Origin of the sequence: Candidatus Kaistella beijingensis, assembly GCF_020084865.1 — a bacterium.
Taxonomy (GTDB): Bacteria; Bacteroidota; Bacteroidia; order Flavobacteriales; family Weeksellaceae; genus Kaistella; species Kaistella beijingensis.
Genome location: NZ_CP071953.1, coordinates 2,734,177 through 2,747,127, shown reverse-complemented (window position 1 = coordinate 2,747,127; position 12,951 = coordinate 2,734,177). Strand labels below are relative to the sequence as shown.

At 37.1% G+C, this 12,951-nt stretch carries 12 protein-coding genes; 6 read left to right on the top strand and 6 right to left on the bottom strand.

Annotated elements, in window-relative coordinates:
* Positions 1–15 precede the first annotated feature (15 nt).
* Together def and ruvX are read right to left on the bottom strand one after the other, a co-directional pair.
* Positions 16–588, bottom strand: a complete 573-nt coding sequence (gene def, locus J4771_RS12810; RefSeq protein ID WP_224135378.1) for a peptide deformylase — start codon at positions 586–588, stop codon at positions 16–18.
* Complete coding sequence (gene ruvX, locus J4771_RS12805) at positions 585–1,001, bottom strand: Holliday junction resolvase RuvX (RefSeq protein ID WP_224135377.1); 417 nt, start codon at positions 999–1,001, stop codon at positions 585–587. The genes def and ruvX overlap by 4 nt, the downstream gene beginning before the upstream one ends.
* A gap of 112 nt (positions 1,002–1,113) precedes the next feature.
* On the opposite strand from ruvX, the gene J4771_RS12800 reads away from it, so the two are divergent.
* Positions 1,114–1,590: a SixA phosphatase family protein gene (locus J4771_RS12800; RefSeq protein ID WP_224135376.1), complete on the top strand. Its 477-nt coding sequence runs from the start codon at positions 1,114–1,116 to the stop codon at positions 1,588–1,590.
* 75 nt (positions 1,591–1,665) lie between these two features.
* Here the strand turns inward: J4771_RS12800 and J4771_RS12795 are convergent, their stop codons facing one another.
* Positions 1,666–3,213, bottom strand: a complete 1,548-nt coding sequence (locus J4771_RS12795) for a serine hydrolase (protein WP_224135375.1) — start codon at positions 3,211–3,213, stop codon at positions 1,666–1,668.
* Between the two features lie 119 nt (positions 3,214–3,332).
* On the opposite strand from J4771_RS12795, the gene pyrF reads away from it, so the two are divergent.
* From pyrF to J4771_RS12775, 4 genes are all read left to right on the top strand, one after another.
* Positions 3,333–4,691 (top strand): orotidine-5'-phosphate decarboxylase, encoded by a 1,359-nt coding sequence (gene pyrF / locus J4771_RS12790; RefSeq protein WP_224135374.1) that lies wholly within the window; start codon positions 3,333–3,335, stop codon positions 4,689–4,691.
* A gap of 89 nt (positions 4,692–4,780) precedes the next feature.
* Positions 4,781–5,701, top strand: coding sequence for an AEC family transporter (locus tag J4771_RS12785; RefSeq protein WP_224135373.1), 921 nt, complete (start codon positions 4,781–4,783; stop codon positions 5,699–5,701).
* Between the two features lie 322 nt (positions 5,702–6,023).
* Entirely contained in the window at positions 6,024–6,737 is a 714-nt protein-coding gene (locus J4771_RS12780) for a DsbA family oxidoreductase (protein WP_224135372.1), read from the top strand.
* Between the two features lie 73 nt (positions 6,738–6,810).
* Positions 6,811–7,383, top strand: a complete 573-nt coding sequence (locus J4771_RS12775; RefSeq protein ID WP_224135371.1) for a YceI family protein — start codon at positions 6,811–6,813, stop codon at positions 7,381–7,383.
* 58 nt (positions 7,384–7,441) lie between these two features.
* Here J4771_RS12775 and J4771_RS12770 read toward each other — a convergent pair whose 3' ends face one another.
* On the bottom strand, positions 7,442–8,227 hold the full coding sequence (locus J4771_RS12770) for a DUF4846 domain-containing protein (protein WP_224135370.1): 786 nt from the start codon (positions 8,225–8,227) through the stop codon (positions 7,442–7,444).
* Positions 8,228–8,469: 242 nt separating this feature from the next.
* Between J4771_RS12770 and J4771_RS12765 the strand changes: the two genes are divergently transcribed.
* On the top strand, positions 8,470–11,289 hold the full coding sequence (locus J4771_RS12765; RefSeq protein WP_224135369.1) for an aminopeptidase: 2,820 nt from the start codon (positions 8,470–8,472) through the stop codon (positions 11,287–11,289).
* 86 nt (positions 11,290–11,375) lie between these two features.
* On the opposite strand, the gene J4771_RS12760 is transcribed toward J4771_RS12765, so the two are convergent.
* Both J4771_RS12760 and J4771_RS12755 read right to left on the bottom strand, forming a co-directional pair.
* Positions 11,376–12,158: a T9SS type A sorting domain-containing protein gene (locus J4771_RS12760; RefSeq protein ID WP_224135368.1), complete on the bottom strand. Its 783-nt coding sequence runs from the start codon at positions 12,156–12,158 to the stop codon at positions 11,376–11,378.
* 98 nt (positions 12,159–12,256) lie between these two features.
* Positions 12,257–12,889 carry a T9SS type A sorting domain-containing protein gene (locus tag J4771_RS12755; protein ID WP_224135367.1) on the bottom strand — a complete coding sequence of 211 codons (633 nt, stop codon included), beginning with the start codon at positions 12,887–12,889 and terminating at the stop codon, positions 12,257–12,259.
* Between the last annotated feature and the right edge of the window lie 62 nt (positions 12,890–12,951).

The following is a 12,951-nucleotide window of genomic DNA, read 5'->3' as shown; positions in this document are numbered from 1 at the left end:
GCTTCCATCATCCAGCTACTTGGGAAATCTCATTTTATAATTGACGGAAACGTCGCCCTGCGAAATTTTCATCAGTTTTCCTTTCACCAATTTTTTCTTTAAAGAACTTAAATGGTCCGTGAAAAGAATTCCTTCAATATGGTCGTATTCATGCTGAATGACACGTGCTCTCATGTCGGAAAAAGTGTCGGTATGTTGAACGAAATTTTCGTCGTAATATTCTATCTTGATGGTTTCTTTTCTTTTCACATCTTCACGAACGTCGGGAATGGAGAGACAGCCTTCGTTGAATTTCCACTCTTCGCCAGTTTCCTCCAAAATTTTTGCATTGATGAAAACCTTCTTAAAATTTTTGAATTCTTCCGCCAATTCTGCATAATCCTCATCTTCAGAAAGCGGTGACAAATCAGCGATAAAAAGGCGGATATCCAAACCGATTTGCGGTGCAGCCAAACCTATTCCGTGCGCAGATTCCATGGTTTCAAACATGTTTGAAATCAGTTCCTGCAACTGCGGATAATCTTGGTCAATTTCATGGCAATGCTTCCTCAAAACGGAGTCTCCAAATGCTCTTATCGGTAATATCATCTTTGTTTCTGTTCTAAAAAATTCTGCAAAATAATCGTTGCACTTACTTTGTCAATCAATCCTTTTTCTTCTCTTTTCTTTTTGCTTTTTCCGCTTTGAGAAATAAAAAAAGAAGCCATTTTTGAAGTAAAACGTTCATCAAAACGATGAATCTCCACTTCAGGAAATTCAGATTTGAAACGTTCCAGAAATTTTAAAATCTCTGTTTCCACTTCAGAAAGATTTCCCTTTAAATCTGTAGGAAGTCCCACTACGATTGAATCCACCTGATTCTCAACAAAATACTTTTTCAAAAATTCAAAAATATCTCTTGTTTCGATGGTTTCCAAACCGCTTGCAATAATCTGCATATCGTCGGTAACAGCAATTCCACAACGTTTTTTCCCATAATCAATCGCCATTATTTTTCCCATAGTCTGCAAATTTAAGAAATTTTGCGAAAATGATTTTTATCCATAAAATAATAATTACTCCGTTTTGTTGGGAAATATTTTATAATTTTATTTTCTCAAATTTTTAATTGGAATGAAAACATTGATTCTTGTGCGCCATGCAAAAAGCGATTGGCCCGAAAATACCGACGATTTTGACAGACCGCTTGCTGAACGAGGTTTAGAAGATGCGGTAAAAATGTCGAAATTTTTGAAGGACAACAATATCGAGATTCAAAAATTCGTCTCGAGTCCTGCGGTGCGCGCTTTGAACACGTGCAAGATTTTCAACCAAACTTATGATATTGAGATTGATACCAATCAGAAACTGTATAATCCTTCCGAAAGAAATTTTGAATCGGTGATTTATGATTTGGAAAATGACGTGAATTCTGTTGCGATGTTTTCACACAACAACGGAATTTCAAATTTTGCCAATTCGATGTCGGATGATGTCTTTATGTTTCCGACTTGTGGTGTTGCGGGTTTTCAAATCGAGACCGATTCATGGTCTGATTTTGAAAACGCCAAAAAGAAATTGGTTTTCTTTTATGAGCCCAAGAAAATTTAAGGAGTTTAAAGCCACATAGGTACATAGAATTTTTTTATTAAAACTATGTGCCTATGTGGCTTCAAATTTTGAGATTTATTTCTTTTTCAAATCCAAATCTCCGAAATCAAAAGAAAAATCAGTCACATCTGAAATCGGCTTCATTTTCGCACCTGTTGCTTTTCCGTTTTCATCCAAGCTGAAATTGATGAACGCATCTGCATCGTAACTTCTGTCGTCCCATTTCGCAATCATCACGTTGGGCGAATAAGGCAAAAGCTCCCCTTTTAAACGTGGAGAATTTTTGCAGATGATTCTGAAAGTCTTTCCGTCATGTGAAATAATTACATCTCCAAACCAAGGATCATTGTAAGTTCCTACGATTTGTTCAGGTTTGATTTGGCTGTTTTTATCTTTTTTAAAAGTTTCAGATTTTGCGAAAACTTCTTTTTTTCCTTTGTCGTAATCGGCGTTTAATTTAGCCATTCTGTCGGCGTAAGTTTTCAGCCAATTTCGGTCTGCAATTCCCAGATAAGCATCTTTCACCGTATTGGTAATCGTACTGAAAGCTGCTCCACTTTGCTGATTGGTCAAAACCACAATTCCTAATTTCATGTCGGGAATCAAAGTAAATTGAGTTACCGTTCCGATTAATCCACCTGTGTGATAAACTTGTTTATGGCCTTTCACATCGGTTAAAAACCAACCCAATCCATAACCGCCAAAGTTGGAATCATAAGAATTTTTCAAAGCAACAGGAGTTGAAATCTGCAAATTCCACAACTGCTGAATTTGTTTGTCAGAAACCAATTTTTTACCGTCTTTCGTGGTGAAACCATTCATTAAAAATTCCGCCCAAGTGTTCATATCTTTGATATTGCTGATAATTCCGCCCGCTGCATTTGCGGTTTCATTCCAATCGTGAGGAACGGGAATTGCTTTTCCGTCAACGGGAGCATGAGCTTCAATAATATTGGAAACACTGGCTGCTTTTGCACGGTTGTAACTCCCGTAACTTGAAGTCATTCCGACGGGTTTCATGATTTTTTGTTCGATGAATTCCGCCCAACTTAAACCCGAAATTCTGTGAATCACTTCTCCTGCAACGATGAACATGATGTTGTTATAATCCAAAGTCGAACGGAAAGAATTTGCAGGTTTTAAATATCTCACATTGTGCACAATATCGTTCACCGTCAAACTTCCGCCTTCAGGAAAAAACATCAGATCGCCTTGTCCTAAACCAAGTCCTGCTCTGTGTGTAATCAAATCTTTCACTGTCACCTGTTGTGAAACATAAGGATCATACATCTGAAATTCAGGAATAAATTTGGTCACTTTATCGTCCCAGTTCAGTTTTCCTTCATCCACCAAAATCGCTAAAGCGGTCGCTGTAAAACCTTTCGAGTTGGAAGCAATTCCCACCAAAGTATTTTCGTCCATTTTCTGTTTTGTGTTCATTGAACTTACGCCGAAACCTTTTGCATAAACCGTTTTTCCGTCTTTAATAATTCCAACAGAAATTCCTGGAACATCAAAAGTTTTCAATGTATTTTGAATAAGTTCGTCGAGTTTTTTTTCTTCGATTTGAGAAAAAGAAAGCAATGAGAACAGAACAAATAGTAAAGAAAGTTTTAGTTTCATTGTGACAGTTTTGATTTTTTCAAAGATAGAGATTTTCTGTCTGAATTATAGAAATCTTTCCGTTCTCAACTTCCAATTTCCAACTTTTCCACGTAACTTTGTGAAAAGTAAAAAATTGAATGGAAACTAAAAAGGAATTTTTTCTCGAGTGCTACAAACTCGGCATCATCAAATTCGGAAGATTTACCCTGAAAAGCGGAATTGAAAGTCCATTTTATGTGGATTTGCGGCCACTTGCTTCAGACCCGAAAATTTTGAAAAATTTGGCCAATTATCTTTTGGATATGCTTCCACTGGATAATTTCGATTTGATTTGCGGAGTTCCTTATGCGGCGCTTCCGATGGCGACTGCGATGTCTTTGGAAAGTTATATTCCATTGATTATGAAGCGGAAAGAAGCCAAACAACACGGCACGAAAAAATTGATTGAAGGTATTTTCACGAAAGGTCAAAACTGTCTTTTGGTGGAAGATGTGATTACTTCAGGAAAATCTCTTTTAGAAACCATTCCCGAAATTGAAAACGAGGGAATCACCGTTTCCGACATTGTGGTAGTTCTCGACCGACAACAAGGCGGAAAAGAACTTTTGGAAAGCAAAGGTTACCATGTTCATACGCTTTTCACAATTTCTGAAGTGTGCAAAATGTTGAAGGAAGAAGGATTGTTGATGGATGATGAAATTGAAAGAATCAACGATTTTCTTGCAGGAAATGTGGTAAAATTCAAAGAAGAAAAAAGAATTTCCTACGAAGAAAAACTGAAGATTTGTGATCATTCTGTTGCTCAAAAATTATTAAAAATCGCTATTGAAAAACGTTCGAACCTTATCGTTTCCGCTGATGTTACGACTACCGCAGAATTATTAAATTTGGTTGAAAAAGTCGGCCCACACATCGTTGCACTGAAAACGCATATCGATATTATTTCTGATTTTGATGCCGATAAAACAATTTTACCGTTAAAAGATTTAGCTTCAAAGTACAATTTTCTTTTAATGGAAGACCGCAAATTTGCCGACATTGGAAACACGCAGGAACTTCAGTTTTCGATGGGCGTTTTCAAAATTTCTAATTGGGCGGATTTTGTCACGGCACAAGTTATTGCAGGCTACGATTCACTCGATTGTTTCAGAAATGTGGGTGTTGTTGCGATTTTAAGCATGTCTTCCACAGGAACTTTGACCGATATGGAATACCGCGAACAAGCCGTAAAAATTGCAGTTTCCCATCCCAATGTTTTTGGCGGAGTGGCTCAAAATAAAATTCCAAACGAACTTTTATTGTTTACTCCGGGTGTGAATCTTGCCGATTCTGGCGATGGAAAAGGACAACAATACAACACGCCTGAACACGTTTTTACAAAATTAGAAACCGATTTCATCATCGTAGGACGCGGAATTTACAAATCTGATGATGCGGAAAAAGCAGCCTTAAACTACAAAATCGCAGGTTGGAATGCGTACGAACAGAGTCTTTAATTTTTGAAATAAAAACTGCCCCGAATGCACGAATATTTTATTTGTGCATTTTTGATTTAAACATTTTATAAAAGAATTCCTGTCGCTTCATGTCAAATTTAATCCTACTTTTCCTTTGTCTGTTTCTCGGAATATTTTTGAGAAAAACCAAAATTTTTCCAGAAAATGGACATTCGGCGTTGAATTCTTTTGTGGTGAATATTTCACTTTCAGCTCTTGCGCTTTACTACATTCCGAAAGTGGTGTTGAGTTACCAAATTATTTTTCCTGTCGCCATTGCGTGGATGAACATTATCTTGGCGATTTTGTTTTTCACTTTTTTAGGAAAGAAAATGAATTGGTCAAAAGGTTTGATTGGCGCATTGATTATGGGTGCAGGTTTTGGCAACACTTCATTCATCGGAATACCTGTCATTCAGGCGATTTATGGCGAAAGCGGAATTAAAACCGTGATGCTTGTTGACCAACCGGGAGGATTTGTCGCCCTTTCCACAGTTGGAATTGCGGTGGCGAATTTTTATTCAGGTGGACAAAGTTCAGTGTTGGAGATTTTTAAAAAAATTATTCGATTTCCTCCATTCATTGCTTTTAGCATCGCAGTTTTGTTGAATATTTTCAGTGTTTCCGTTCCAGTTGAATTGGATGAAGTTTTCTCAAAACTTGGTGCGACAACGGTTCCGCTTGCACTGGTTTCTGTGGGAAGTCAGCTTCGTTGGCAAAAATTAGATTCAGATTCTAAACCTCTTTTTTGGGGACTTTTATTTAAACTGATTCTGTTTCCTGCATTTGTTTTTGTTCTTTATTTCATCATTCTAAAACAGCGCGGAGAAATGATTGAAATTTCCTTTCTGGAATCCGCAATGGCTCCGATGATTACCGCCGTCATTATTGCAATTGACCACCAACTTTCGCCAAAAGTTTCAAACCTTATGATTGGTATTGGGATTCCGCTTTCCTTTGTTACTTTGGCGATTTGGTATTTCGTTTTGAAATATACTTTTGGAGTTTAGGGGATTCGGACACGGAAATGAAAGTAAACACCAATCTAAACTTGAATAATTTGCATTAATATTAATTTCAAAATTTCTGTCACAGAATACTTTTTTTAACGCAAAGATTATTATTAATCCTTCACTTTTTTAAGGACGCAAAGTTTATCCCCAAGTTTCGGGATTGATTAAGCGAATGTTTAGGGAAATGTTCAAAGCAGGCTTCATCAGTGAATTGATTCGAATCTTTGCGTTGTTCTTTGGTGCAAAATAAACTTACCATACATCAATGTAGCTCACTTTTTAAGGCACTATCTTTGTTCCAATAAATCAAATCAGTATTATGAAAAATATGAAAGTGGATATTTGGAGCGACATTCGCTGTCCGTTTTGCTATGTCGGAAAAAGAAAGTTTGAAAGAGCGTTGGAACAATTTCCCAGTGCAAAAAATATTGAGGTGAATTGGCACAGTTTCCAACTCGATCCCGATTTAACGACCGATGCAGACAGAGATAATTACGAATACCTCGCTTCACGAAAAGGAATTTCGGTAGAAGAAGCCAAAATCCTTCACGGTCACGCAAAAAATGCAGGTCAAGAAGCGGGAATCGATTTTAATTTTGACGATTCAAAAGTGGCAAATTCGTTCAGAGGACATCTTCTCATTCAGTTGGCGAAAACTAAAAATCTAGCCAACGAAATCGAGGAAAAACTTTTTGAAGCACAATTTGAAAATGGTCAAAATATTGACGATGAAGCGACTTTAATTAAAATCGGAAAATCGGTTGGATTAAGTGAAGATGAAATAAAAGATGCTTTAAAATCTGATGAAATGGCGTATAAAGTTAATGAAGACCTTCAAATGGCGCGACAACTTGGAATAAATGCGGTTCCGTTTTTCGTTTTTAATGACAAATATGGCGTTTCTGGTGCACAACAACCTGAACTTTTCCTGGAAGTCCTGAATAAATCCTGGGAAGAATTTTCTTCCGGCGACAACGGCTTGCAAATCATCAATTCGGGAGAAAGTTGCGATATAGAAGGAAACTGCAATTAAAAAGTAAATCGTCAAATCGTTTCGCTGTCAATAGACAATAAATCAAATTTAAATCAACCAAAATAAAATCATTATGAAAAAATTACTTTCAATCATCACTGTTTTAGTGTTTTCAATTTCAATGTTCGGACAGATTGTTCTAAAGAGCGATCCTGCTCATTCCAGAATTCAATTTGCGGTCATTCACCTCGGAATCAATGATATTACGGGAAATTTCAACAAGGCATCATTAACCATTAACGCCAACGAAAAAAGTTTTGCGAAATCTACTCTTACATTTTCTGCCGATATCAATTCCATCAACACGGATATTGAACAACGCGACACCCACCTGAAAAGTCCTGATTTCTTTGACGCAGAAAAATATCCAACCTTGGATTTCACCAGTACTTCCCTCACCAAAACTAAAAACAATTACTACACTTTGAAGGGAAATCTCACCATGCACGGAATTACAAAACCGGTGACTTTAACCTTGGTTTACAGAGGAAATACCATTAACGCAATGAACAAGAAAAAAACCTACGGTTATCAAGTTTACGGTACTTTGAAGAGATCCGACTTCGGAATTGGCCCAAAATTTCCGGCACCGATGATCAGTGATTTGGTAAGAATAAAAGGAGATTTTGAATTGACTGCTGAATAAAAAATTAGTTTTAAAAACAGCAAAGCGGAAAATCGGGTGACACCATTTTCCGCTTTTTTTATTTCAATTTTTGAAATCTTTTAATGGAAGTAGGTTTAAAAATATACTTCGCAGTCACGGTTTGGGGTGCATTGACATCCAGTTCGTACCAAGGCGAAAGTTTTGCGTCGGGATTTCGCAAAATATGGATGTCTTGTGCAGGCATAAAACTTTCCGCTAAAAGATAGAGCCTTTTTCCTGCATTATTTCTCGCCACCCCCACAATAATTACGGAATGGCCGGGACTTCCTGGTTTTATCAGATAATCTCCCGATTTAATTTCAGAATTTTTCAACACCGGTACCGATTCTCTGTCCAAAGAAATGGTTCCCGCATACCGGAAAATAATGTTCAGATATTCGCGGAAAGTCTCGTAAGAATCGTCCACTTTTCCCGTTTTGATAAACCTTACCCGTTTTCCAACTTCTTTTGTCCGGGTTCCGTTTTTGTAATCGTTCCATGAAAAAAATTGCCCGCTCGTTAGTTCGAAACCAATTTCATCAAAGCGTTTTTTTGACCAAAGATATTCTCCGTACAATCTCATCCATGCATCGGCACATTGCTGCAAATCTTTGTCGCCCACATCAATTTTCAAAATCGCAACGTGGTTATTTTGTCTCGGTATGGGAACTGCCTTGAAATCACGCACCGGGAAATTCGGCGGATGCAGCGGAAAATAATTGAGGTATTCGCTAAAACTTCCCGCTTCTTCTTTCATCCAAATATAACCTTTGGGCGGCGTAAAACGAGTGCGAATCGTTGCTTTACTTTCATCGATGATTAAAGGCACTGTAGTTTCAATCACTTGGGAAAAAGTTTGCTGAACACCAAGGATCAAAAACAGAAAAGCAATATGGAACCCTTTAAACAATATGGAAAGTTTTACCAAAAATAAATAAATCTGAACAAAGTTTGAGGTTATAATTGATTAAGGTCAAAAAAACGGCTTCTTACCGAACCTCATCCAGATGGATTTTCCCTTTAAAATTTTAAGAAAAACACCATCAGTTTTATAAAAACATCATTATATTTGAGAATTGCTTTATAATGAAAAGATTTTTGTGCGGATTTTTATTGGTGTTCGGTTTTGTTGCTGTTTTTGGCCAACAGGACAGTGTTTACATCGCTGCAAGAATTGTTGAAAATGATAGGCAGGTTTCCGTAAATGAGGAGATTACCTATTTCAACAACACCAATTCAAGTTTAGAAAAAATCAAACTTCTCAATTGGATTTCCGCCTACAGAAACCGACACACTCCCCTTCTCAAAAGAAAATTGGAAGACCGAAAGAGCGAACTTTACTTCGCAAATTCTAACGAATTAGGAAGTGTAGAAAATTTTAAGGCTAAAATTGATAATAAAGCGATTTCTGGAGTTAACGAGTCCGATGAAAATGTTTACCTTTCACTTGCCGAAAAATTAGAGCCAGGAAAAAGCGTAAAAATTTCGTTGGAATATACACTGAATTTGCCATCAGAAAAATTTACGAATTACGGAACGGATGGAAAGAAATTCAAACTTAAGTACTTCTTCATCGTTCCCGATGGTTTTGAAAACGAGAACCAGCCCGAAAGAAATTTTATTGATATTGAGGAAAATCAAAGCCCCGGAATTTTCTGGACGGTGAATCTGGATGTTCCCGCAAACTGGTTTTCAAAGAGCAATCTGAAAGAAATTCAGCCCAATTATTTTCAGGGAAATCTAAATAACGATCCAGAGTTTTTAATTACTGAAAACAAATTTGACAGCATTGCCACTACTGTTGATGCACAAAATATCCAAATTGATTTCGGTTATCTCTTAACCCCAGCTGAAAGACAGAATCTGGAATTTTATCTACCGCTGCAACTTAATTTCATCAAGAGCAAAATAGGATTTCTGCCCTCAAAAATTTTGATCACCGAAAAATTTAAAAATGCGGAAAACTTTACCGGAACGGACGATATTAAATTCTGGAAATTCCGTTGGCAACTTTTTGATGACGCTAAAAAGATTGATTTGAACTATTTCAGCATTTTGGCGAAAAATATTGTATCGCAGACAACTATTTTTGAGAAAAACGCTGATCATTGGATGATGAACGGACTAAAAACCTACCTCGAAATTCAGTACCTCGACCGATACTATAAAGACGAGAAACTTTTGGGCGAACTTCCCGACAATGCAAAAATTTTTGGGTTGAAACCGCTGAAAATGTTTCACGCCTCCAGACTGAAACTTTCAGAGCGTTATGGTTTGGCCTATCAATACATCATGACGCAGAATTTGGATCAAAAAATAGCTGAACCTTTTGAGAAGTTGAGTAATTATAACGCTTCTGCAATCAGTTATTTTGAAATGGGAAGTCTAATTTCCTTTATCGCCGAAAAAATGGGTAAAGAAATTTTTGATGATTTTATGAAATTTTATCTAAAGAAAAATGCCACAAAACCTATCAATACTAAAGAGTTTTTGGATGAGCTGGCTTTAGCTTCGGGCTATTCTTCGGAATTTTTAGAGCGGTTTATCCAGCAAAAAAACCGCACGAATTTCAGTTTAAGACGTTACAAAAAATTGGGAGACGAATTTCAAATCAAGGTGAAAAAAAATACGGTTCAGCAAATTCCCTTCAAAGTGGAAACCGAAAATAAAAAGGGAGAAAAGAAGGAATTCTGGTTCGATACCGACGATTCTATGGAGCCTAAACCCTACAACATCCCGCAATCTGATGCCGATAAAATTGTAGTAAACAGCGAATATATCTTTCCAGAAAATAATTTCAGAGATAATTATCGCTACACGAAAGGATTTTTCGCCAATCAGAAGAAGATACGTTTTAAACTTTTCAAGGACATTCCCAATCCCGAATACAACGAGATTTATCTGAATCCGAGAACGAATTTCAATGCCTACGACAAAGTTTTGTTTGGTCTTAATTTTAAAAATTCTTCACTTTTTGAAAGGAAATTTAAGTATTCAATTACGCCCTATTTTAGTTCAGGTACAGGAAAACTTACCGGTTCCGGTGGTGTTTCGTACTCGTTCTTACCTGCTGAAAGTTTTTACAGAAGTTTGGATTTGGGAGTATCCGGATCCTATTTTCATTACGATTATGATTTAACCTATCGCAAATTCTCGGCATTTGCAAGCATAAGTTTTGCGAAAAATCCCAGAAGTGATACCAGTAGAAGCGTGGGAATTTCCTACAATTTCTTCGACAAAGATTTGAATCCGGAAATGATTCGCAAAAACGAATATGCAAAGTACAATCTGTGGAGCATTGGTTACGGTTATTCGAACCGGCAGATCATCCACGAAAAATATTTCAGCACGAATCTTCAGTTGATGGAGGATTTCCAGAAAATTTCAGCAGAGGCGTTTTACCGCTGGGAATACGCGAAGGACAAGAAAGTAAGTTTCAGGATTTTTGGGGGCTATTTTATCTCTAATCAAACGAAAAACAACCTTTTCGATTACGGAATTTCACGCACATCGAATTACAGTTTTTCTTACGGATTATTGGGACAAAGTGCAACTTCCGGAATTCTTGCACAACAGCTGATCATTACGGATGGTGGTTTTAAATCCTTTATCGGAACTACCGCAAATCGATGGATTACCGCATTCAATGTAGATTCTCACGTTTGGAAATGGTTTAATATTTATGCGGATGCGGGAATCTATAAAAATGTAGGTCGTGATTCTCAATTCATTTGGGATTCTGGTGTGAAAGTGAAGGTCATTCCTGATTTTTTGGAAGTTTATTTCCCGATACAAAGTTCGCTCGGTTTTGAGCCTTCATTTAAAGATTATGGGAAGAGAATACGTTTTACTTTGGTACTGAATTTCTCTGCCGTAACCAATTATTTCAGGAGAGGATGGTTTTGAGAAACCTGATGTTGGGTGATTGATGCCAATATCAACAAAAAAGCCGCTTTAGAAAAAAGCGGCTTTCAAAATATTTATAAAAAATATTAGTTTTTGATTACTTTTCTGCTCACTTTCGCAGAACCGTTATCTACAGTAACGATATAAGTTCCTTTCGCCATTGAAGAAGTGTTGATTGCTTCACCATTGCTCACTCTGTTTGAGCTTACCAATCTTCCTTCAGCTGAATAAATATTTACCGTAGCTCTTTCTGGAAGCATTACTCTCAACTCGTTCCCAACGATGGTGTTCATTTTTACGGCTTTGTCGAACGACTTTACATCAGTAACAGCCATAGTAGATTTGTCTGCAAAAAGTACATCATCAACATAAATCACTCCACCATTGTTAGTTGCGCTTTCACCATAAACTCTTAAACCTGGTCTTGCAACGGTTGCTCCTGCATTTGGCATAGCCTCCGCAGTGAAAAATTTCCACTCTGGAGAGTCTACAGAAAAATCTGCAGCCTGCATAGCGTTTGCACCTGTATCTGCTGTATTTCTAAATTGATTCCAGTACTTAAATTTCGCATTTGGAGTATTGTCTAAATACCATCCTGAAAACACGTAAGTTTTAGTAAGATCTACAGGAATATCGGTAGTTGGACTGATTGTTCTGTTACCTGATGCAGAAGCTGGAGCAGTAATTCCAACTGCAAAAGTTCCACTATGTGCATTTGCACCAGTACCCTGAACAATTGTAGTACCTGTAACGTACCAACCATCTGGAGCCGTACCAGTCCAAGCCTCAAATCCTGGATTTGGCATTAAATTTTGTGCAGATACTGCTGCAACGGCTGTAATTCCTAAAATTGTAAAGATTTTTTTCATAATAAATTGATTTTAATTATATTAAAAAATTAGAACACAAATTTACAAAAAAATACTTCCCAAAAGAGAAGTATTTAAAATTTAACAATTTATTAAAATTATTTTTTGATAATCTTTTCAGATACTGCTTTTCCGTTTACAGTTCCTGTTACGATGTACATTCCTTTTGCTAAATCTGCAACATTTAAAGAAGTGTTTTCGTTTACAGAAGCAGATTTCACAACCTGTCCGTTCATTGAAATTACTTTCACATAAGCTTTTGCAGAGAATAAAATATTGTTGTCAACAACGGTATTTTTCACCAAGTTTACTTTTGCAGCGTTTACGTTTCCTACCGCCATTGAAGAGGTTGGTCTATAAGTAACGGTGAAAGAAGGAATACGCAACTGAATGTTACTTGTCCCACCAAGATGGGCATTTTTGAAAGTTAATGTACTTGCTGCAGCAATTCCAGAAAGTGTGTAATCGTTTGTGCTTTTTGGCATCGTTGCAAAAGCGCCACCATCAACGCTGTAAGTTACAGTTGGGTTATAGCTTGCTACTGCTGTAAAAGACAATCCAGTAATCTCATAACCTGTTGCTACTGAAATAGTGAAAGAATTACCGTCTCCTGTCGCTCTGTCCGAATAGATTCGAACACCTGCAGGAGCTGCGGTATAAAATGTTGGAGACTGTGCAGAAGTTCCTTTAGCCGTCACAAAAGTAAGGTTTGAATCAATTGTTCCAGACAATACTTCCGATTGATTTGCTCCAGAAAAAGTTTACGTTGCCGTCGTTTGAGCATTAACTGTTG